Source organism: Streptomyces sp. NPDC059917 (assembly GCF_042730635.1).
Lineage (GTDB): Bacteria > Actinomycetota > Actinomycetes > Streptomycetales > Streptomycetaceae > Streptomyces.
On the sequence record NZ_JBHWLC010000011.1, the window covers coordinates 1 to 20,625 of the forward strand.

A 20,625-nucleotide genomic window follows, 5' to 3' on the forward strand; every position below is an offset into this window, starting at 1 on the left:
CCCAGATGGCCGACCAACTCGACACCGCCATCGAACAACACGGCAAGGGCGACCTCACCACCCTCCTCACCGGCAACGACAACTGGACCGTCGTCGGCTGAGCCCGACGCCACGGCCCCGCGCACGGGGGCCCGGATCCCGACTACGGGGTCCGGGCCCCGTCGTACGCCACCCGGGCCGCCTGGACCTCGTCCGTACGGCGTTCCGCCCAGCGGGCCAGCGACCACACCTGCTCGGCGGCCTCGCGCCCCAGCGGGGTGAGCGAGTAGTCGACCCGCGGCGGGATCACCGGCTGCGCGACCCGCAGCACGAAGCCGTCCCGCTCCAGCGTCTGGAGGGTCTGGGCCAGCATCTTCTCGCTGACCCCGCCCACCTCGCGGCGCAGTTCGCTGAAGCGGAACGACCGTTCCACGAGCGCGGCCAGCACCAGGACGCCCCAGCGGCTGGTGACGTGCTCCAGGACGCCCCGGGAGGGGCACATCGGGGCCTTCACACTTACTTCCATACCAGTACCTTACTTCAAAGTAGGTACTTACAAATAGTTAGCGCGCTCCGTAGGGTGGTGTCATCAGCCGCAGGAACCCCCGAAGGAGCACCCCATGAGCATCGTCGTCACCGGAGCCACCGGAGCCCTCGGCCGCCTGGTCCTGGAGGACCTGCTGGCCACCGTCCCCGCCTCGGAGATCGCCGCCGTCGTCCGCGACGAGGCGAAGGCCGCCGACCTCGCCGCGCGCGGCGTCGAGATCCGCGTCGCGGACTACAGCGACCCCGCGAGCCTGGAGGGCGCCTTCCGCGCCGGGGACCGGGTCCTGATGATCTCCGGCAGCGAGGTCGGCCACCGGGTCCCGCAGCACACCGCCGTCATCGGGGCCGCGAAGGCCGCCGGGGTGGCCCAGCTCGCCTACACCGGGATCCTCGGCGGCCCCGAGGCCGACTTCGACCTCGCCGCCGAGCACCGCGTCACCGAGCAGCTCATCCTCGACTCCGGGCTGCCGCACACCTTCCTGCGCAACGGCTGGTACCACGAGAACTACACCGCCCAGCTGGGCAACGTCCTGGAGCACGGCGCGGTCGTGGGCAGCGCCGGAGAGGGCCGGATCGCCTCCGCGGCCCGCGCCGACTACGCCGCCGCCGCGGCGGCCGTGGTGACCGGCGAGGGCCACCTGAACAAGGTCTACGAGCTCAGCGGCGACACCTCCTGGAGCCTGGCGGAGTACGCCGCCGAGGTGGCGGCGCAGTCCGGCCGCGAGATCGCCTACGCGGCCGTCCCGGCGGACGCGCACCTCGAGGTGCTCACCGGCGCCGGAGTCCCCGCGGGCTTCGCGGCGATCCTCGTCGACGTGGACGCGGCCATCTCGCGCGGCCGGCTCGCGGGCACCAGCGGGGACCTGGCCAAGCTGATCGGCCGCCCGACCACCCCGATCGCCGCCGCGATCGCGGCCGCCCTGGCCTGAGCCGCGGTGGAGCCGATCCGGATGTCATGACCGTCACCTGCCAACGGGCATGACATCCAGCTCCGGCGGCGCTACCTTCGTGAGGTTGGCGCGAAGTGACCCTGGAGGGCCCGTGAGCACACAGAACGAGCAGCGCACGGGTCTGCTCTACGGATTCGGCGCCTACGGCCTGTGGGGGCTGGTCCCCCTCTTCTGGCCCCTGCTCAAGCCCGCCGAGGCGATCGAGATCCTCGCCCACCGCATGGTGTGGTCCCTGGTCGCCGTCGGTCTCGCGCTGCTCGTCATGCGCCGCTGGGGATGGATACGGGCCCTGGCCGGCCAGCCGCGCAAGCTCGGGCTGACCGCGCTCGCGGCCACCGTGATCTCGGTCAACTGGGGCCTGTACATCTGGTCCGTGAACCACGGCCGGGTCGTCGAGGCCAGCCTCGGCTACTTCATCAACCCGCTGGTCACCATCGGCATCGGCGTCCTCGTCCTGGGCGAGCGGCTGCGCCGCACGCAGTGGGCGGCGGTCGCCGTCGGCTTCGCCGCCGTCGTGGTGCTGGCGATCGGCTACGGGCGGCCGCCCTGGATCTCGCTGGTGCTCGCCTGCTCCTTCGCGACCTACGGCCTGCTCAAGAAGAAGATCAACCTGAACGGGCTGGATTCGCTGGCCGCCGAGACCGCGCTGCTCTTCCCGCCGGCCCTCGGCTACCTGCTGTGGCTGACGGTCCAGGGACACTCCACCTTCACCACCGGGGGCGTCGGGCACGCCGCCCTGCTGGCATCGACCGGCCTGGTCACCGCGATCCCGCTGGTCTTCTTCGGCGCCGCGGCCATCCGGGTCCCGCTGTCCACCCTCGGCCTGCTCCAGTACCTGGCCCCGGTCTTCCAGTTCGGCCTCGGCGTCGTCTACTTCCACGAGGCCATGCCGCCCGAGCGCTGGGCCGGTTTCTCCCTCGTCTGGGCCGCGCTCGCGCTGCTCACCTGGGACGCGCTGCGGACCGCCCGGCGCTCCCGCGCGGCCCTCGCGGCGACCGCTTCGGCCACCGCGGCGCCTCCCGCGGAGACCACCGCCGAGACCACCTCGGCGGCCCCCGCGACCCCGGCCCGCGAACCGGCATAGCCGCGCATCATCCACCGCTCGATCCCCGGTACGGAACCTCCGTACCGGGGATCGTCCGTTTTCCGAACCCCACTGACCGGATTATGACCTTGACGGGCAGTCATACTCTCGCTGAACATCAGGCTCGCACTGACGCACTAACGCTCACTTGCTCTATCCCCGCAGTTCCGTCATATCCCCGCGGAATCCCGGAGCCCCCACATGAGCCTGTCCGTCTCCCGGCGCCTGGTCGCCGTCACCGCCCTCGCGGTGGCCGGCCTGTTCGCCTCCACCGCCCCCGCGGCGCTGGCCTCCCCCACCGCGGCCACGGCCGCGCCGACGCCGCCCGACATCCCCATAGCCAACGTCAAGGCGCACCTGACCCAACTCCAGTCGATCGCCACCGCCAACGGCGGCAACCGCGCGCACGGCAAGGCCGGCTACAAGGCCTCGATCGACTACGTGAAGGCCAAGCTGGACGCGGCCGGTTACACCACCACGCTGCAGACCTTCACCTCCAGCGGCGCCACCGGCTACAACCTGATCGCCGACTGGCCGGGCGGCGACCCGAACTCGGTCCTGATGTCCGGCTCGCACCTGGACTCGGTCAGCGCCGGTCCCGGCATCAACGACAACGGCTCCGGTTCGGCCGCCATCCTCGAAACGGCCCTCGCCGTCTCCCGGGCCGGGCTCCAGTCCACCAAGCACCTGCGCTTCGGCTGGTGGGGCGCGGAAGAGCTGGGCATGGTCGGATCGACGTACTACGTCAACAACCTGCCGAGCGCCGAGAAGTCGAAGATCTCCGGCTACCTGAACTTCGACATGATCGGGTCGCCGAACCCGGGCTACTTCGTCTACGACGACGACCCCACGATCGAGCAGACCTTCAAGACGTACTTCGCCGGCGTCGGCATCCCCACCGAGATCGAGACCGAGGGCGACGGCCGCTCCGACCACGCCCCCTTCAAGAACGCGGGCATCCCGGTCGGCGGCCTCTTCAGCGGCGCCGACTACATCAAGACGGCCGCGCAGGCCCAGAAGTGGGGCGGCACCTCCGGCAAGGCCTTCGACGCCTGCTACCACCGGTCGTGCGACACCTCGGCGAACATCAACGACGCGGCGCTGGACAAGAACAGCGACGCGATCGCCTACGCGGTCTGGACCCTGGGCGCCTCCACCCCGGTCCCCCCGGGCCCGTCCTTCGAGAACACGACGGACTACAACATCCCGGACTCCCCGGCCGCCGGGGTCAGTTCGCCGATCACCGTCTCGGGCGTCACGGGCAACGCCCCGGCGACCACGAAGGTGGACGTGAACATCGTCCACACCTACCGCGGTGACCTCCAGATCGACCTGATCGCCCCGGACGGCACGGCGTACCGGCTGAAGAACTCCAGCTCGGACTCGGCCGACAACGTCATCGCCTCCTACACGGTGAACGCGTCGAGCGAGGTCGCCAACGGCATCTGGAAGCTCCAGGTGAAGGACGTGGCCGCGCAGGACACCGGCTACATCAACAGCTGGAAGATCACCTTCTGAACGCCCTGAACCGCACGCGCCGCCGCCGCCCGCCTCCCTCCGGGGACGCGGGCGGCGGTGGTGCCGCGCACCGTGTCCTACGTGCCCTCGGCGCGCACCCGCAGGGCCTCCGGAACCGGCTCCTGTATCTGGGAGCGCAGCTCCTCGGCCACGGCGGCGATGTCGACCCGGCCCAGCTTCGCGGCCTCCACGAGATCACCGAGCGCCTCGGGCGAGGGCAGTTGCTTCGCCCCGGCCACCCGCAGGTACGAGCGGGTGGCCGCGGCCGCGTAGAACTCGTTCATCGGGGATTCCAGCGCCGGGCACACCGCGAGGGTGTGCAGGAACGCGGCGGCCCGCCAGGCCGTGTCGGGGGCGGGCTGCTCGGGGACCAGCACCAGGTCGTTCTGGTGGCGGGCCACCGCGGCGGCCACCCCGGAGGGATCCCACACGGCGGGATCGGACGGGAGGTGGTGGGCCAGAGCGGTCCAGGCCCACTCCATGGTGATCTTCAATGGCCGAACCGCTCCTGGAAGTAGCCCCAGTGGTCGGCGAACTCCTCGATGCCGGAGAGGAAGTTCTTGCGGTCCTCGTCCAACTCGCGTTCGGTGACCTCGGTGATCAGCGCGGTGACCGTCGTCCCCAGCGCCGCCGCGCGCGCCTTGAGGCGCTCGTGGAACTCTTCCTCCAGGCGGATGGTGACGTGTCTCGACATGGCACTCACGGTACAGCGGGCCCGCTGTACCGAGGAGAGTTACGCCGGAAGGGTGGCCCGGGACACAAGTCCTGGGCCACCCTTGTCGTACCTGTGCCCGCGTCCCGCGGGCGTCCGGACTACTTCGCCGCGTTGGCCGCCTGGACCAGGGCGTCCTTGGTGAGCGCACCCACATAGACCTTGCCGTCGTCCGTGATCAGCGCATTGACCACGCGGGTCGAGAAGATCCGGCCGGAGCCGAACTTCCCGCTGACCTTGTCCCCGAGGCTGTCGAGGAGCTGCTTGGCCTCCTTGGGGGCGCCCTTCTCGTTCGCCTTGCCCTCGAAGTCCTTGAGTCCCTTGCCCGTGCCGGAGTCGATCCGGGCGACCGCGCCCCAGCCCTCGCCGAGGACCGTGGTCTCGCCCTTGCCCGCGCCGCCGGTCAGACCGTCCAGGCCGGGGATCGGCAGGGAGTCCATGTGGCGCTGCGCCTTGTCCCCGTGCGGGGCGCCGGAGCCCTCCTGCACCTTGGCGCCCTTGGGCGGGGTGAAGGCGAAGGTGTCGGCGCCGGGCTTGGCGAAGTCGACCTTGCTGAAGCCCGCGTCCACGATCGGCTTGCCGCCCTGGCTGGAGAGCACCTGGACGCGCAGCGGCACGCCGTTCTTGGCGTCCACCGCGATCTGGACGGACCCGATGGTGGAACCGGACGCCTTCGGCTTGAGCACCAGCTGGTAGGCGTCGCGCCCGGCCACCTGGGCCGTGTCGCCGACGCTCACGTCGGTGGTGGGTCCGGCGGCCTTGAGGGCCTCCTCGGCGAGCTGCGCGGGCGAGGTGGCGAGCCGGTCGGCCGTCTTGTGCTCCTTGCCCTTCTGCCCCGCCCCGGCGCCCGCTCCCTTGTCGTGGAAGACCTCGTTGGACTTGCTGTCGTAGCCCCAGACCTCGTCACCGTTGTGGATGAGGCTGTACTCGTCCTTGCCGTCCAGGAAGGTGATCCGCTGGCGGTCCGGGCCGTCGGCCGCGACCTTGAAGGTGTGCGTGCCGGTGGCGAGCTGCGTGAGCTTGTCCTCCGGGTTCGCGGAACCGCCGGAGAGGCCACCGCCGCCGAGCAGGCCGGTCGCCAGCTTCGGCAGCCCGAGGTCGGTGCTGATCTTCGCGGTGCCGGACAGCTGCTGGGTGTCCGATGCCGCGATCTTCTCGATGAGCTGCTGTGCCGTCACCTTCGGAAGGTCCGGTCCGCTCGCGTTGGCGAAGGCCGGAACGAGTCCGATGGTCGCCGCGGCCACTCCCACGACCACGACCGGTACCGCGTACCGCGAGGCCTTGCGAGAGGTCTTAACGTTCGCTGCCATGTCTCTGCCCTACCTCTGTGTGTAGGCGGCGACCTACCCATCCCGACATCTCAACGTCCACCCCGCGCCGCCACTCTCACCCGATCTGGTGGGGATGTGTGTCTCTATCTGACCAAACGGAGGCCCTCCGGGGCATCACTCCTCGGAGCCAACTCCGTGTACGCCCGTGGGATGACATGACGAAGGCCCCCCGTCCCCATCCCGTAGGGGGTCGGAGGGCCTCGCCTCTGCCGAAGGACCTATCCGGCCCGGTGCACCACCGCGTCGCACAGCTCTTCCAGGGCGGACTTCGCGAAGCACTCGGGCAGCGGGGCCAGCGTGGCCCGCGCGTCCTCGGCGTAGCGGATGGTGTCGCGCCGCGCCTGCTCCAGCGCCGGGTGCACCCGCAGCCGGGACAGCACCTCGGCGTGCCGGGCGTCGTCCGTCAGGTCGCCGTCCAGGAGGCGCACGAGCTCCAGGTCCTCCGCCCGCCCGTCCCGGTCGGCCATCTCCCGCAGCCGCAGCACCGGCAGGGTCGGGATGCCCTCGCGCAGGTCCGTGCCCGGCGTCTTGCCGGACTCGTGCGAGTCGGAGGCGATGTCGAGGACGTCGTCGGCGAGCTGGAAGGCGGTGCCGAGGCGCTCGCCGTACTGCGTGAGGATGTCGACGACCGACTCGTCGGCGCCGGACATCAGCGCACCGAAGCGACCCGAGACGGCGATCAGCGAGCCGGTCTTGCCCGCGATGACGTCGAGGTAGTGGGCGACGGGGTCGCGGCCGTCGCGCGGACCGGCCGTCTCCAGGATCTGACCCGTCACCAGCCGCTCGAAGGCCTCGGCCTGGATCCGCACGGCCTCGGGGCCGAGGTCCGCCAGGATGTGCGAGGCGCGGGCGAACAGGAAGTCACCCGTCAGGACCGCCACGGAGTTGCCCCAGCGCGTGTTCGCGCTGTCCACGCCGCGCCGGACGTCCGCCTCGTCCATGACGTCGTCGTGGTAGAGCGTCGCGAGGTGCGTCAGCTCCACGACCACCGCGGACGGCACGATGCCGGGCGCGTAGGGGTCGCCGAAGCGGGACGCGAGCATCACCAGCAGCGGCCGGAACCGCTTGCCACCGGCTTTCACCAGATGCTGTGCGGCCTCGGTGATGAAGGGGACTTCGCTCTTGGTGGCCTCCAGCAGACCCGCCTCGACTGCGGCCAGTCCGGCCTGGACATCGCTCTCAAGAGCCTGGTCCCGCACGCTCAGTCCGAACGGCCCGACGACGGTCACGAGGGGTACTCCTGTCTGCTGACGATCACGGTGACGATCACCTGGATTGTCGATGTGTCGCTGCCATCACTCAAGCCAGCGTATCCGGTCTGTTTTCGATCACCGAGAGCGCCCGCCCGGTCGTGACCAGCGCACTGCCCGAACCACACCGGTATGTTCTTAAGGAGCCAATACGACCGGAGAATGCGTTTTGTCCAGAACTGCGCCCGATATCGACGAACCGGCGGACCCGGAGGCCGACCAGCCGCCGCCCGGCGACGACCACGCCTTCCTCGGCCACCCCAGGGGCTTGGCGACGCTCTCCGGACTGGAGGTCTGGGAGCGCTTCTCGTTCCTGGGCATGCAGGCCATCCTGGTTCTCTACTTCGCGGACACCGTAGTCAACGGCGGCCTCGGAATGAATCCGGGAACCGCCGCGTCCGTGTCGGCCGCCTACGGAACCATGGTCTACCTGGTTTCCGTGGCCGGCGGCTGGCTCGCCGACCGGATCCTCGGCTCCTACCGCTCCGTCCTGTGGGGCGGCGTCCTGATCGCCTGCGGCCACTACGCGATGGCCGTGCCGACCGCCGCCATGACCTGGGTCGGCCTCGGCCTGATCAGCGCCGGCACCGGCCTGCTCAAGCCCAATGTGGCCAGCATGGTCGGCAAGCTCTACCGCACCGACGACCAGCGCCGCGACGCCGGATTCGCCCTGTACTACATGGGCATCAACATCGGCGCCTTCGCCGGTCCGCTCATCACCGGCTGGCTCGGCGAGCACCAGGGCTGGCACTGGGGCTTCTCCGCCGCCGCGATCGGCATGACGGCCGGCCTCGTCCAGTACGTCCTGGGACGCCGCCATCTGGCCGGACGAAAGCACTCCGCCGAGTACCCCCTAGCCCCAGCGGCGATGCGCCGCGCGGTGTGGGGCATCGCGGGCGGCCTGCTGGGCGCGGCCGTCCTCGCCACCCTGCTGGCCTCGCTCGGCTGGCTCACCATGGGCCGGTTCGTCGACCTGCTCACCCTGATCTCGGTGATCGCCCCGGTCGTCTACTTCGCCGTCATGTTCCGCAGCCCCCGGGTGAGCGCCGAGGAACGCGGCCGGCTGCGCCCGTACGTGGTGCTCTTCCTGGCCTCCGTCGCCTTCAACTTCATCCTGTTCCAGGCCTACTCGACGATGATGCTGCTGGCCTCGACGAACGCCCGGACCTCCGTCCTCGGCTTCCACTTCCCGGCCAGCTGGTACGCCTCCGCGCTCGGCGCCTTCGAGGTGGCGCTGGCCCCGGTCGTCGCGGCCGTCTGGGTCCGGATGGGCCGCCGCCAGCCGCACGCCTCGAACAAGATCGCCCTCGGCGTGATCCTGGGCGGCCTGTCCTTCCTGCTGATGGCCCTCCCCACCTCCGGGCACGGGGGCGACGACGCCTTCAAGATGGCCGCCTGGTGGATCGTCGGCTCCTACCTGCTGCTCGGCCTCGGCGACGTCCTGCTGGAGACCTCGGGCATGTCGGCCACCACCAAACTCGCCCCGAAGGCCTACGCCAGCCAGACCATGGCCCTGTGGTTCCTCTCGCTGGCCCTCGCCAACGGCATCCAGGCCCAGGTGGTCAAGCTCTACGGCAAGGTCTCCATCCCCGCGTACTTCGGCGTCAACGGCGCGATCGCGGTGGCCGCGGGCCTGGCCGTGATCGCCCTCGCGCCCTGGCTCAAGCGCACGATGCACCCCGTGCACTGACCGCCTGTCCACACGTTCCCAGTACTGCGAGGGGCTGAGGCCGCGCATGAACATCCGTACCGACTTCCCGTACGGGACCACCCACGAGGATGTCCGGATTCCGCTCCCCGACAGAGTGACGCTGTACGCCCGCATCTGGCGGCCCGTGACGGACGAACCCGTTCCGGCGCTGCTGGAGTACCTCCCGTACCGGCTCAGCGACTGGACCGCGCCCCGTGACCAGCAGCGCCACCCCTGGTACGCCGGGCACGGCTACGCCTCGGTGCGGGTCGACGTGCGCGGCCACGGCAACAGCGGGGGCCACCCCGGCGACGAGTACGACGCGCGGGAACTGGCCGACGGGGTCGCCGTCGTGGAGTGGCTGGCCGCGCAGCCCTGGTGCACCGGCGCGGTCGGCATGTTCGGCATCTCCTGGGGCGGCTTCAACTCCCTCCAGATCGCCGCCCTGGCGCCCGAGCCGCTCAAGGCGGTCGTCACCGTCTGCTCCACCGACGACCGCTACGACAACGACGTGCACTACATGGGCGGCTCGGTCCTCGCCGTCGACATGCACGCCTGGGCCGCCACCATGCTCGCCTTCGCCGCCCGCCCGCCGGACCCGCTCCACGCGGGCGACGGCTGGAAGGAGCAGTGGCTGGACCGGCTGGAGGCGGTCGAGCCGCTCGTCCACACCTGGCTCGCGCACCAGACCCGCGACGCGTACTGGAAGCACGGCAGCGTCTGCGAGGACTACTCCGCCATCGGCGCGGCCGTCCTGGCCGTCGGCGGCTGGCACGACCCCTACCGGGACACCGTCCTGCGGCTGGTCGAACACCTGCCGCCCGACCGGGTGCGCGGCCTGATCGGCCCCTGGTCGCACCAGTACCCCGACCGCGGCCTGCCGCCCGGACCCGCGATCGGCTTCCTCCAGGAGACCCTGCGCTGGTGGGACCACTGGCTCAAGGGCGTGGACAACGGGGTCATGGACGAGCCGCTGCTGCGCTCCTGGATCAGCGAGTCGCACCCCCCGGCGACCGTCTACGAGCGGATGGAGGGCCGCTGGGTCGGCGACCCGGCCTGGCCCTCGCCGGCGGTCGCGCCGCACACCTACGCGCTCCAGGGCGACCCGGTCCTCGTCGTGTCCCCGCAGCACACCGGCCTGGACGCGGGCCGCTTCTTCCCCTTCGGCAACGACGGCGACCTGCCGCCGGACCAGCGCGAGGAGGACGCCAAGTCGGCCTGCTTCGAGTTCCCGGTGGGCGCCGGCGGGCGGCTGGAGGTGCTGGGCCGGCCCCGGGTCACCCTGCGGCTGCGGATGGACGTGCCGTACGGGCAGGTCGTCGCCCGGGTCTGCGACGTGGCGCCCGACGGGTCCTCGACGCTGGTCACCCGGGGCGCGCTGAACCTGTCCGCGCGGCGGGGGCGGGACAAGGCGGTGCCGTGGCCGGTGGGCGCGTACGAGGACGTCACCTTCGAGCTGAACGGCATCGGGCACGCCTTTCCGCCCGGGCACCGGATCCGGCTCGCGGTGTCCTCCGCGTACTGGCCGTGGATCTGGCCGCGGGCCGGGTCCGAGGCGGGCTGGACGCTGGAGCCGGCGGGGAGCGCGCTGACCCTGCCGGTGCGGGACCCGGCCGCGGGGGCGGGCCCGGAGGTCGTCTTCGAGCCGCCGGAGCAGGCGGAGGGCCTCGGGGTGGTCTACCCCGGGACCCTGGACGAGCCGCGGCCGGAGCGGCTGGTCGTGCGGGACGTGGCGCGCGGGCTCTGGCGGCTGGAGGTGGACCCGCGGTACGGCGGGACGCGGGTGTACCCGGACGGGCTGGAGTTCAGCGAGGACGCGCGCGAGGTGTACGAGATCGAGGACGGCGACCCCCTGTCGGCCCGGACCGTCTCGCACTGGCGGATCCGGCTGCACCGGCCGGAGCGGGGGTGGGACGCGAGGGTGGAGACCCGGTCGGAGATCTCGTGCGACGAGGGCGGCTTCGTGACGTCGAACGAGGTCGTGTGCCGTGAGGGTGACGAGGTCCTCTTCCACCGCACCTGGGAGCGCCGCCTCCCCCGCGCGGCGGGCTAGCCGAACCTCTGGGGGGGGGCCGCAGCTCCGGCCTCCGGCGGGCCCTCAATCGCCGGGCGGGCTGGATTTTCGGCCAGCAGCGCCCGGCTCGGCCGACCCGGCCCAATCCAGCCCCGCCGGGCAACTCCAGCCCCGCCGGCGATTGAGGCGCCCCCGGAGGGCAAGCCGCCGCGCGGCTGGAGTCGCCTCCGGCGGGCCCTCAAACGCCGGGCAGGCTGGATCTTCGGCCAGCAGCGCCCGACCCGGCCGGTCAGGCGTAGAGGCGTTCCAGGACCACCGCGATGCCGTCCGCCTCGTTCGACAGGGTCACCTCGTCCGCCACCGCGACCAGCTCGCGGTGCGCGTTGGCCATGGCCACCCCGTGCGCGGCCCAGGCGAACATGGGGATGTCGTTCGGCATGTCGCCGAAGGCGATCGTCGAGGAGGCGTCCAGGCCCAGGACGGCCGCCGCCCGCCCCAGCCCGCTGGCCTTGTCGATGCCCGGCGGCTGGATCTCCACCGTGTGTTCCCCGGCCATCGTGACGTTGACGAGGTCACCGACCACGCCCCGCGCGATCCGGGTCAGCTCGTCGTCGTCCAGCTCGGGGTGCTGGAGCAGCACCTTGTTGATCGGGGCCGACCACAGGTCCGCCCGGCGCGGCACACGGACGGTCGGCAGGTGCGGGTGCCACATCCGGTAGCCCGGCCCCATCAGCATCTCCGCGTCCAGCCCCTCCCGGTTGACGGCCGCGAACACCTCGCCGACCTCCGCCTCGATCTTGCCGAGGGCGACCTCCGCCAGATCCCGGTCCAGGGCGACGGAGTGCAGCATCCGGCCCTGCGCCGCGTCGTACAACTGCGCGCCCTGCCCGCACACCGCGAGCCCCGTGTAGCCGAGGTCGTCCAGGACGTGCCGGACCTGTGGGACGGGGCGCCCGGTGACGATGATGTGCCGGGCGCCTGCTGCGCGCGCCGTCGCGAGCGCCGCGTACGAACGGGCGGAAACTGTGTCACCTGCGCGCAGCAGCGTCCCGTCCAGGTCAGTGGCGATCAGGGCGTACGGGAGGGCGCGAAGGGGGGCGGAAGTCACGGGTTCAAGGATACGGACCTCGTTGGACAAGTCCTACAAATAGCGCCCGAATCCGGCCTCCCGCAGGCCCCACCAGGCACGTAACGTGTCAACAAAACCCGGGACACCCCCGGGCCGCCCGGAAAGCGAGGCAGTATCCCATGCCCCTGCAGAGCCCCCTCGACGTACCCGAGGGCGACCCGTTCGGGCCGCACAACCTCCCGTACGGCGTGTTCTCGACCGCCGAGGAGACGGGCGGGGCCACGGAGCCCCGGCGGCGCATCGGCGTGCGGATCGGCGGGTACGTGCTGGACGCCGGAGCCGTCGCCCTCGCGCTCGGGTCCCCGTACGCCGGGCTGCTCGGCCAGCCCTCCCTCAACCCGCTGCTGGCGGCCGGCCGCACCGCCTGGCACGACGTGCGCCGCGCGCTGACCGCGTGGGTCACCGACCCGGGCCACCGGCCCGCCGTCGAGCCCCACCTGGTGCCGCTCGAAGCCGTCACCCTGCACCTGCCGTACGAGGTCGCGGACTACGTCGACTTCTACGCGAGCGAGCACCACGCCACCAACGTCGGGCAGATCTTCCGCCCGGACGGTGACGCGCTCACCCCCAACTGGAAGCACCTGCCCATCGGTTACCACGGCCGCGCGGGCACCCTGGTCGTCTCCGGCACGGACGTCGTGCGGCCCTCGGGCCAGCGCAAGGCACCGGCGGACCCGGCGCCCGTCTTCGGCCCGAGCATCAAGCTCGACATCGAGGCGGAGGTCGGCTTCGTCGTCGGCACCCCCTCCGAGCTGGGCACGGCCGTGCCGCTCGGCGACTTCCGCGAGCACGTCTTCGGCCTCTTCCTGCTGAACGACTGGTCGGCGCGCGACATCCAGGCCTGGGAGTACGTGCCGCTCGGCCCCTTCCTCGGGAAGTCCTTCGCGACCTCCGTCTCCGCCTGGGTCACCCCGCTGGAGGCCCTGGACGCGGCCCGCGTGGCGCCCCCGGCCCGCGACTTCCCGCTGCTGCCCTACCTCGACGACTCCGACGCGGGCGCCGACGAGCAGGGCGGCTTCGACCTGCACATCACCGTCTCGATCAACGGCCACGAGGTCGCGCACCCGCCGTTCTCCTCGATGTACTGGACCGCGGCGCAGCAGCTCGCCCACATGACCGTCAACGGCGCCTCCCTGCGCACCGGCGACGTCTACGGCTCCGGCACGGTCAGCGGCCCCGAGACCGGCCAGCGCGGCTCGCTCCTGGAGCTGACCTGGAACGGCCGCGACGCCCTGGAACTCCCCGACGGCAAGCGGACCTTCCTGGAGGACGGCGACACCGTCACCCTGACCGCCTGGGCCCCGGGCCCCGACGGCACCAAGGTCGGCCTCGGCGAGGTCACCGGCACGATCGCGGCCGCCCGCATCGCGGACGCCCGCTAGTCCACACCTCGGGACGCACGTCCACGGCGGGGTGGCGGATCTTTCCGCCACCCCGCCGTCGTCCCAGGTCAGCGCGGTGCTCCGGGCGGCGCCCGGTGGCGCAACACTGCGGCAACACCACCGCCCGGGGCCCCTCGGTATGTTCCGTCGCATGCCAGCCGAACGCCTCCGTGAGCACACCGTCCCGGTCGCCGCAGCGCGCCGCCGACGGCTGCGCGCGGACCGCGCCCGGCAACTCGCCGACCTCTTGCGCCACCAGGTCCTCGCGGGCCACTACCCCGGCGGGGTCCTCCCGCTGGAGGACGCCCTCGCCCTCGACTACCGCGCCAGCCGCAACACCGTCCGCCAGGCCCTCGACCTGCTGCGCGGCGAGCGGTTGGTGGCCCGCCAGCCCGGCGTGGGGACCGTGGTCGTCTGCGAGAAGTACCCGCACGGCCTCGACCGCCTCCAGGGCCTCGCCGAAACCCTGCACGAGCACGGCACGGTCAGCAACGAGGTCCGCACGATGGGACCCGTACCGGCCCCGGCACCCGTCGCCGAGCGCCTCGGCGTGCCCGAACACGACGACGTGCTCTACATCGAGCGGCTGCGCCGTCTCAACGGCCTGCCGCTCTCCCTCGACCTCACCTACGTCCCGATGGACATCGGCGCCGGGCTCCTGGACTGCGACCTGGAGCACACCGACGTCTTCCGGCTCCTGGAATCCCTGACCGGCGGCCCGCTGGGGCACGCCGAGATCACCCTGGAGGCCGTCAGCGCCGACGCGCACTCCGCGGCCGTGCTGCAAGCGCCGCGCGGCGCCGCCGTCCTGATGCTGGAGCGGCTCACCCACCTCGCCGACGGACGCCCCGTCGACCTGGAGTTCATCCGCTTCCGCGGCGACCGGATCACCATGAGCGGCCTGCTGCGCCGCGACCGCTGAACCCCGCGCCACCTCCCCGCCTCCCCCCTTTCCCTGGAGACAGCCATGCCCCTGGCCCCCCAGCGCGGCGACGTGCCCGTGACCATCGACGCATCCCTGTGCATCGCCGGCTGCACCCTCTGCGTCGACATGTGTCCGCTCGACTCCCTCGCCATCCACCAGGACAGCGGCACGGCCTACATGCACGTCGACGAGTGCTGGTACTGCGGCCCCTGCGCCGCCCGCTGTCCCACCGGCGCGGTCACCGTCAACATGCCCTACCTGCTCCGGTGAAAGGCCCCCTCCCCATGCGGATCCACCCGCGGACCCCGATGCGTACGAGAGCCCTCGCGCCCCTGCTCCTGCTGCTGCCCCTGGCCACCGCCTGCGGCGGCCAGGAAACCGGGGCGGCCGGGGCCAGGACCGTGACCGTGACCGTCGGCTACCAGTCCAAGACCATCAACACCGTCACCGCCGGCACCCTGCTGCGCTCCCTCGGCTACTTCGAACAGGAGCTGGCCGCCCGCGGCGAGCGGGACGGGGTGACCTACAAGGTCGACTGGCAGGACTACGCGACCGGCGCGCCCATCACCGCCCAGATGACCGCCGGGAAGATCGACATCGGTTCGATGGGCGACTTCCCGCTGCTCATCAACGCGGCCCGCGGCAAGGAACTGAAGCAGCCCACCCACCTGGTGTCGGTGACCGGCTACAACCTGCGCGGCGGCCTCAACACCGTGGTCACCGCGCCCGGTTCGAAGCTGGAGTCGCTGGCCGACCTGCGCGGCAAGAAGGTGTCGACGAGCGTCGGTTCGGCCGCCGACGGCACCCTCGTACGGGCCCTGCAGCGCGCCGGGATCGACCCCGACAAGGGCATCCAGAAGCTCAACCAGCAGCCCAGCGTGGGCGCGTCCGCGCTCCAGGCGGGCAGCGTCGACGCGCTGTCGCAGTTCGTCGCCTGGCCGGGCCAGCTCGCCTTCGAGGGCCGCGCCAAGGCCCTGTACGACGGGGCCGAGCTGAACCTGCCGACCTTCCACGGCGTCACGGTCCGCGAGAAGTTCGCCCGCGAACGGGCGGGCGTCCTCGACGACTTCCTGCGCGCCCAGCAGAAGGCGACCGCCTACCTGCGCGACCGGCCGGTGGCCGCCGCCGAGTCGGTGGCCAAGGAGACCGGACTGCCCGCGGAGGTCGTGTACCTCTACAACGGCGAGGGCGGCATCGCGACCTTCGACCCCGAGCTGCGGCCCGAGCTGATCGCCGCGCTCAAGCAGGACGTGCCGGTCCTGACGGCGGCCAAGCTGGTCGGCGCGGTCGACGTGGACGCCTTCGTGGACCCGGAGCCGCTGCGGCGGATCGCCGCGGCCGGCGGCCCGGCCCACCCGACGGCGGCCGCCGCCGCCCGGCCCGCGCTGTGGCTCAAGGGGGCGCCCCGGACCACCGCCTACGACTCCCCGCGCGAACTGCTCAAGGCGGTGCGCGCGGCGGGCGGTTCGGTCCGCGCCGCCTACGTCCCCGACGCGGTGACCGGCACCCCCTGGTTCGCCGACAAGGCCGTGTGGGTGGCCGAGGGCGCCGAGCTGCGCGCCTTCGTCACCCCGGCGGGCGCCGCGGCGTACGTCGCCGCGCACTTTGGCGGCGGGGCGCGCACGGTGACGTACGAGGAGGCCCTCGGCCTCGCCGGGGCCCCTTCGTGAGCGGGGCGGGCCGCAGGCTGCTGCGGCTGGCCTCGCTCGGGGCGGCGCTGCTGGCCTGGCAGCTGCTCACCTCGCTGGACGTGAACCTCTGGCTGCGCTTCGAGCAGTTCCCGACGGTCGGCGAGGTCGCCGCGAAGTTCGCCGAGCGGGCCGCGACGGGCCCCTACTGGCAGGACCTCGCCGACAGCCTGCGCCGGATCGTGACGGGCTTCGCGCTCGCCGCGGTGCTGGGGGTGGCGGTGGGCACGGCGACCGCCCGCTCCAAGGTGGCCGCCGACCTGCTGGGACCGGTGCTGGAGGTGCTGCGGCCGATCCCCGCGATCGCGCTGGTCCCGGTGGCCATCCTGCTCTTCCCCTCGAACGAGCAGGGGATCGTCTTCATCACCTGCGCGGCCGCCTTCTTCCCCGCCCTGGTCTCCACCCGGCACGCGGTGCGGGCGCTCAGCCCGGTGTGGGAGGAGGCCGTGCTGACCCTGGGCGGCGGCCGGGCCCGGGTGCTGTTCTCCGTGGTCCTGCCGGGCGCGCTGCCCGGGATCTTCGGCGGGCTGTCGGTCGGCATCGGGGTGTCCTGGATCTGCGTGATCTCCGCCGAGATGATCTCCGGCGAGTACGGGGTCGGCTACCGCACCTGGCAGGACTACACGGTGGTCGACTACCCCGGCGTCTTCGTCGGCATGGCCACGATCGGCGCCCTCGGCTGGCTGACCTCGACCGCCGTCGAACGCGTGGGACGCCGGCTGACCGGCTGGCTCCCGGAGCGCGCGCCCGAACCCGCCCGCGTCCCCCGCACGCGGACGGAGCGCACGCCCAAGGACCGGACGCCGAAAGAGGTGACGCCCGCATGAGCACAGGCAACACGGCCACGGCGGCCACGACGGCGGCCACGGCCGCGCCCCTCGCCGCGGCCCCCGGCGCACGCCCCGCGGGCGCCCGCTTCGCCCTGCGCGGCGTACGCCTGGGGCGGGACCGCGGCGCCGTCCTCGACGGGGTGGAACTGGACGTCGAGGCGGGCGAGGTGCTCGCCGTCGTCGGCCCCTCCGGCTGCGGGAAGTCCACCCTGCTGCGGACCCTCGCCGGCCTGCTGCCGCCGCTCGCGGGCAGCGTGGAACAGGACGGCCGGCCCGTGCTGCGCCCGGACGCGGACCGGGCCCTGGTCTTCCAGGACGACGCGCTGCTGCCCTGGCGGACGGTCCGGGCGAACGTCGAACTCCCGCTCGCGATCCGCCGGGTGCCCCGGGCCGAGCGGCGCGCCACGGCCGCCCGTTGGCTGGCCCGCGTGGGGCTGGCCGAGCACGCCGGCAAGCTCCCCCACCAGCTCTCCGGCGGCCAGCGCCAACGCGTCCAGCTGGCCCGGGCGCTGGCGGGCGGGCCGCGCGCCGTCCTGATGGACGAACCCTTCGGCGCGCTCGACGCCCGGACCCGCGCCGAGATGCAGGACCTGCTGGTCGAGGTGCTCGCCGGGAGCGGCGCGAGCGTCGTCTTCGTCACCCACGACGTCGACGAGGCCCTCTTCCTCGGCGACCGGATCGCGCTGCTCGCCGCCGGGCGCGTGGTCGACGTACCGCGGCCGCGCGAGCGGTCGGCGGCCGGCCACGCCCCGCACGAGGCCCTGCGCGAGGAGGTCCTGCGCTCCCTGCGCGAGGACCCGGCGGGCGCCGACGACAACGCCCGATGAACTGAACCGAACGGAAAGGCAGCACCCGTGGACATCCCCGCGATCGGCACGGCCGAGGAGATCTCCTGCGACGTCCTCGTCATCGGCGGCGGCACCGCCGGGACGATGGCGGCGCTGACGGCCGCCGAGCGGGGTGCCCGCGTGCTCCTGCTCGAAAAGGCGCACGTACGGCACTCCGGCGCCCTCGCCATGGGCATGGACGGCGTCAACAACGCGGTCGTGCCCGGCCGGGCCGAACCCGACGACTACGTCGCCGAGATCACCCGCGCCAACGACGGGATCGTCGACCAGTCCACGGTGCGCCAGACCGCGACGCGCGGCTTCGAGATGGTGCGGCGCCTGGAGCGCTACGGGGTGAAGTTCGAGAAGGACGAGCACGGCGAGTACGCGGTGCGCCAGGTGCACCGCTCCGGCTCCTACGTGCTGCCCATGCCCGAGGGCAAGGACGTCAAGAAGGTCCTCTACCGGCAGCTGCGGCGGCGCGAGATGCGCGAGCTGATCCGGATCGAGAACCGGGTCATGCCGGTGCGCGTGCTCACCTCGCCCGAGGACGGCCGGGCGATCGGGGCGGCCGGCTTCCACACCCGCACGGGCGCCTTCGTGACCGTGCGCGCCGGTGCGGTGATCCTGGCGACCGGCCCGTGCGGGCGCCTCGGACTGCCCGCCTCCGGCTACCTCTACGGCACGTACGAGAACCCGACCAACGCGGGCGACGGCTACGCCATGGCCTACCACGCGGGCGCCGCGCTGACCGGGATCGAGTGCTTCCAGATCAATCCGCTGATCAAGGACTACAACGGTCCCGCGTGCGCGTACGTCGCCAACCCCTTCGGCGGCTACCAGGTCAACCGGCACGGCGAGCGGTTCGTCGACTCCGACTACTGGTCGGGCCGGATGATGGCCGAGTTCGCCGCCGAGCTGGCCTCCGACCGGGGGCCGGTGTACCTCAAGCTCAGCCACCTCCCCGAGGAGTCCATCGACTCCCTCGAATCGATCCTGCACACCACCGAACGCCCCACGCGCGGCACCTTCCACGCGAACCGCGGGCACGACTACCGCACCCACGACATCGAGATGCACATCTCGGAGATCGGCCTGTGCGGCGGCCACTCGGCCTCGGGCGTACGGGTCGACGCGCACGCGCGCACCACGGTGGACCGGCTGTACGCGGCCGGGGACCTGGCCTCGGTACCGCACAACTACATGATCGGCGCCTTCGTCTTCGGCGACCTGGCGGGCGCGGACGCCGCCCGGTACACGGCGTACGAGGGCCCCCTCCCGGCGGACCAGGTGGCCGCCGCGCACGAGCTGGTCTACCGGCCGCTGCGGAACCCGGACGGGCCGCCGCAGCCGCAGGTCGAGTACAAGCTGCGGCGGTTCGTGAACGACTACGTCGCCCCGCCGAAGACCGGTGCGAAGCTCTCCCTCGCGGTGGCGGCCTTCGAGCGGATGTCCGGGGAGATCGCGGAGATGGGCGCGCTCACCGCGCACGAGCTGATGCGGTGCGCGGAGGTGTCGTTCATCCGGGACTGCGCGGAGATGGCCGCCCGCTCGTCGCTGGCCCGTACCGAGTCCCGGTGGGGGCTCTACCACGAGCGGCTCGACCATCCGGAGCGGGACGACGAGGACTGGCTGTACCACCTGGACCTGCGCAAGTCCCCCGGCGGGGCGATGGAGTTCACGGCGCGTCCGGTGGAGCCGTACGTGGTCGCGGTGCCCGAGTTCACCCCGGTGGGCGGGGCCTCCCGGTTCCTGGGCGAGGTGCACCCGCTGGACGTGGCGACGGCGGGGGCGCGGTCCGCCGCGCCCGCGCCGACGCAGGCGCGGGCGGAGCGGACCGGGCCCGGCGGGGCGGCGCCCGAAGCGGCCCCCACCGGCTCGCCCCGGATCCTCGAACTGCTCGCGCTGGCCGAGGAGGCGCCCGGGCTAGCGGCGCTGCGGCCCTACCTGACCGACCCGGACCCGGCGGTGCGCGCGGCCGCCGTGGCCGCGCTCGGCGAGAGCGTCCCGGAGGGGGCCGGGCCCGCGCTCACCGAGCGGCTCGCCGACCCCGCCCCCGCGGTACGGGCGGCGGCCGCCGGATCGCTGCGGGAGCTGCTGGAGGTGCTCCCGGCGGAGCCCGCGCTGGGGGCCGGTCTGCGGGCGGCCCTCGCCGTCACGGACCCGGAGGCCGCCGACCCGGTGGTCCGCTCGGCCGCGCTGGAGGTGCTGCGGGCGCTGCGGCTGGGGGACGCGCGGCTGTACGCCGCCCACCTCGGCGACCCGGAGGCGGACGTCCGCATCCACGCGGTGCGGGCCCTGGTGTCGGTGGACGCGGTGGCCGCGCTCGAACGGGCCGCGGGGGACGGGGCGCGGGAGGTCCGGGTGGCGGTGGCCAAGGGGCTGGCCGCGGTGCGCGACCCGCGCCCGGAGCCGCTGGACCCGCTGCTCGGCGACCCGGATCCGCTGGTGCGGGGCGCGGCGCTGGGGGCGCTGGCCACCACCGGGTGCCCGGGCCCGTACGCCGACCGAGCGGTGGCCGCGCTGACCGGGGACCCGGCGTGGCAGGTCCGGGCCGGGGCGGCGGCCGCCCTGTCGGCCGCGGGGGCCGGGGCGGCGGTGGCGCACCTCGCCGGGGCACTGGCCGATGCGAACGCCGACGTCCGCAAGGCGGCCGTGCTGGCGCTGCTGGTCCACCGGGCCGAGCCGGCCGCCCGCGCGGCGCTCGCCACGGCCACCGCCGACCCGGACGCGGACGTGCGCGCCTACGCCGCCCGGGCGGCCGCCTGAC

Annotated in this window: 18 protein-coding genes; 12 read left to right on the forward strand and 6 right to left on the reverse strand. The window is 72.9% G+C overall.

Annotated features, from left to right (window positions below; genetic code table 11):
- Positions 1 to 142: 142 nt before the first annotated feature.
- Positions 143 to 505: a winged helix-turn-helix transcriptional regulator gene (locus ACFWAR_RS09175; protein ID WP_385774711.1), complete on the reverse strand. Its 363-nt coding sequence runs from the start codon at positions 503 to 505 to the stop codon at positions 143 to 145.
- 94 nt (positions 506 to 599) lie between these two features.
- On the opposite strand from ACFWAR_RS09175, the gene ACFWAR_RS09180 reads away from it, so the two are divergent.
- The 3 genes from ACFWAR_RS09180 to ACFWAR_RS09190 all read left to right on the forward strand — a co-directional run bounded on the left by ACFWAR_RS09180 (position 600) and on the right by ACFWAR_RS09190 (position 4,077).
- The gene (locus tag ACFWAR_RS09180; protein ID WP_385774712.1) at positions 600 to 1,454 is read left to right on the forward strand and encodes an SDR family oxidoreductase; all 855 of its coding nucleotides are present in this window, start codon (positions 600 to 602) and stop codon (positions 1,452 to 1,454) included.
- Positions 1,455 to 1,566: 112 nt separating this feature from the next.
- Positions 1,567 to 2,559: an EamA family transporter RarD gene (gene rarD / locus ACFWAR_RS09185; protein ID WP_385774714.1), complete on the forward strand. Its 993-nt coding sequence runs from the start codon at positions 1,567 to 1,569 to the stop codon at positions 2,557 to 2,559.
- A 201-nt stretch (positions 2,560 to 2,760) separates the two neighbouring features.
- Entirely contained in the window at positions 2,761 to 4,077 is a 1,317-nt protein-coding gene (locus ACFWAR_RS09190) for a M28 family metallopeptidase (RefSeq protein WP_385774717.1), read from the forward strand.
- A gap of 77 nt (positions 4,078 to 4,154) precedes the next feature.
- Here the strand turns inward: ACFWAR_RS09190 and ACFWAR_RS09195 are convergent, their stop codons facing one another.
- From ACFWAR_RS09195 to ACFWAR_RS09210, 4 genes are all read right to left on the reverse strand, one after another.
- The gene (locus ACFWAR_RS09195) at positions 4,155 to 4,571 is read right to left on the reverse strand and encodes a hypothetical protein (RefSeq protein WP_385774719.1); all 417 of its coding nucleotides are present in this window, start codon (positions 4,569 to 4,571) and stop codon (positions 4,155 to 4,157) included.
- Positions 4,568 to 4,771 carry a ribbon-helix-helix domain-containing protein gene (locus ACFWAR_RS09200; protein WP_239516343.1) on the reverse strand — a complete coding sequence of 68 codons (204 nt, stop codon included), beginning with the start codon at positions 4,769 to 4,771 and terminating at the stop codon, positions 4,568 to 4,570. The genes ACFWAR_RS09195 and ACFWAR_RS09200 overlap by 4 nt, the downstream gene beginning before the upstream one ends.
- 119 nt (positions 4,772 to 4,890) lie before the next feature.
- Positions 4,891 to 6,099 carry an outer membrane lipoprotein carrier protein LolA gene (locus tag ACFWAR_RS09205; protein ID WP_385774721.1) on the reverse strand — a complete coding sequence of 403 codons (1,209 nt, stop codon included), beginning with the start codon at positions 6,097 to 6,099 and terminating at the stop codon, positions 4,891 to 4,893.
- Positions 6,100 to 6,338: 239 nt separating this feature from the next.
- The gene (locus tag ACFWAR_RS09210) at positions 6,339 to 7,349 is read right to left on the reverse strand and encodes a polyprenyl synthetase family protein (RefSeq protein ID WP_385774723.1); all 1,011 of its coding nucleotides are present in this window, start codon (positions 7,347 to 7,349) and stop codon (positions 6,339 to 6,341) included.
- Between the two features lie 190 nt (positions 7,350 to 7,539).
- On the opposite strand from ACFWAR_RS09210, the gene ACFWAR_RS09215 reads away from it, so the two are divergent.
- Positions 7,540 to 9,060, forward strand: coding sequence for a peptide MFS transporter (locus tag ACFWAR_RS09215; protein ID WP_385774725.1), 1,521 nt, complete (start codon positions 7,540 to 7,542; stop codon positions 9,058 to 9,060).
- A gap of 46 nt (positions 9,061 to 9,106) precedes the next feature.
- Positions 9,107 to 11,113, forward strand: a complete 2,007-nt coding sequence (locus tag ACFWAR_RS09220) for a CocE/NonD family hydrolase (RefSeq protein WP_385774727.1) — start codon at positions 9,107 to 9,109, stop codon at positions 11,111 to 11,113.
- Between the two features lie 250 nt (positions 11,114 to 11,363).
- Here the strand turns inward: ACFWAR_RS09220 and ACFWAR_RS09225 are convergent, their stop codons facing one another.
- The gene (locus ACFWAR_RS09225; protein WP_385774729.1) at positions 11,364 to 12,182 is read right to left on the reverse strand and encodes a Cof-type HAD-IIB family hydrolase; all 819 of its coding nucleotides are present in this window, start codon (positions 12,180 to 12,182) and stop codon (positions 11,364 to 11,366) included.
- A gap of 140 nt (positions 12,183 to 12,322) precedes the next feature.
- On the opposite strand from ACFWAR_RS09225, the gene fahA reads away from it, so the two are divergent.
- From fahA to ACFWAR_RS09260, 7 genes are all read left to right on the forward strand, one after another.
- Positions 12,323 to 13,585 carry a fumarylacetoacetase gene (fahA, locus tag ACFWAR_RS09230; protein WP_385774731.1) on the forward strand — a complete coding sequence of 421 codons (1,263 nt, stop codon included), beginning with the start codon at positions 12,323 to 12,325 and terminating at the stop codon, positions 13,583 to 13,585.
- A 151-nt stretch (positions 13,586 to 13,736) separates the two neighbouring features.
- Positions 13,737 to 14,507, forward strand: coding sequence for a GntR family transcriptional regulator (locus tag ACFWAR_RS09235; protein ID WP_385774733.1), 771 nt, complete (start codon positions 13,737 to 13,739; stop codon positions 14,505 to 14,507).
- A 45-nt stretch (positions 14,508 to 14,552) separates the two neighbouring features.
- Positions 14,553 to 14,780, forward strand: a complete 228-nt coding sequence (locus ACFWAR_RS09240; protein ID WP_385774735.1) for a ferredoxin family protein — start codon at positions 14,553 to 14,555, stop codon at positions 14,778 to 14,780.
- Between the two features lie 38 nt (positions 14,781 to 14,818).
- On the forward strand, positions 14,819 to 16,180 hold the full coding sequence (locus ACFWAR_RS09245; RefSeq protein ID WP_385774737.1) for an ABC transporter substrate-binding protein: 1,362 nt from the start codon (positions 14,819 to 14,821) through the stop codon (positions 16,178 to 16,180).
- Positions 16,177 to 17,025 carry an ABC transporter permease gene (locus ACFWAR_RS09250; protein ID WP_385774739.1) on the forward strand — a complete coding sequence of 283 codons (849 nt, stop codon included), beginning with the start codon at positions 16,177 to 16,179 and terminating at the stop codon, positions 17,023 to 17,025. The genes ACFWAR_RS09245 and ACFWAR_RS09250 overlap by 4 nt, the downstream gene beginning before the upstream one ends.
- Positions 17,022 to 17,855 carry an ABC transporter ATP-binding protein gene (locus ACFWAR_RS09255; RefSeq protein ID WP_385774741.1) on the forward strand — a complete coding sequence of 278 codons (834 nt, stop codon included), beginning with the start codon at positions 17,022 to 17,024 and terminating at the stop codon, positions 17,853 to 17,855. The genes ACFWAR_RS09250 and ACFWAR_RS09255 overlap by 4 nt, the downstream gene beginning before the upstream one ends.
- Before the next feature lie 27 nt (positions 17,856 to 17,882).
- Positions 17,883 to 20,624, forward strand: a complete 2,742-nt coding sequence (locus ACFWAR_RS09260) for a fumarate reductase/succinate dehydrogenase flavoprotein subunit (RefSeq protein ID WP_385774743.1) — start codon at positions 17,883 to 17,885, stop codon at positions 20,622 to 20,624.
- The last annotated feature ends 1 nt before the right edge of the window (position 20,625 follow it).

Coding starts and splice junctions, on each gene's coding strand:
- ACFWAR_RS09200 (WP_239516343.1), bottom strand. CDS start 4,771: ATGTCGAGACACGTCACCATCCGCCTGGAGGAAGAGTTCCACGAGCGC.
- ACFWAR_RS09180 (WP_385774712.1), top strand. CDS start 600: ATGAGCATCGTCGTCACCGGAGCCACCGGAGCCCTCGGCCGCCTGGTC.
- ACFWAR_RS09190 (WP_385774717.1), top strand. CDS start 2,761: ATGAGCCTGTCCGTCTCCCGGCGCCTGGTCGCCGTCACCGCCCTCGCG.
- ACFWAR_RS09245 (WP_385774737.1), top strand. CDS start 14,819: ATGCGTACGAGAGCCCTCGCGCCCCTGCTCCTGCTGCTGCCCCTGGCC.
- ACFWAR_RS09175 (WP_385774711.1), bottom strand. CDS start 505: ATGGAAGTAAGTGTGAAGGCCCCGATGTGCCCCTCCCGGGGCGTCCTG.
- ACFWAR_RS09205 (WP_385774721.1), bottom strand. CDS start 6,099: ATGGCAGCGAACGTTAAGACCTCTCGCAAGGCCTCGCGGTACGCGGTA.
- ACFWAR_RS09235 (WP_385774733.1), top strand. CDS start 13,737: ATGCCAGCCGAACGCCTCCGTGAGCACACCGTCCCGGTCGCCGCAGCG.
- ACFWAR_RS09240 (WP_385774735.1), top strand. CDS start 14,553: ATGCCCCTGGCCCCCCAGCGCGGCGACGTGCCCGTGACCATCGACGCA.
- fahA (WP_385774731.1), top strand. CDS start 12,323: ATGCCCCTGCAGAGCCCCCTCGACGTACCCGAGGGCGACCCGTTCGGG.
- ACFWAR_RS09220 (WP_385774727.1), top strand. CDS start 9,107: ATGAACATCCGTACCGACTTCCCGTACGGGACCACCCACGAGGATGTC.
- ACFWAR_RS09255 (WP_385774741.1), top strand. CDS start 17,022: ATGAGCACAGGCAACACGGCCACGGCGGCCACGACGGCGGCCACGGCC.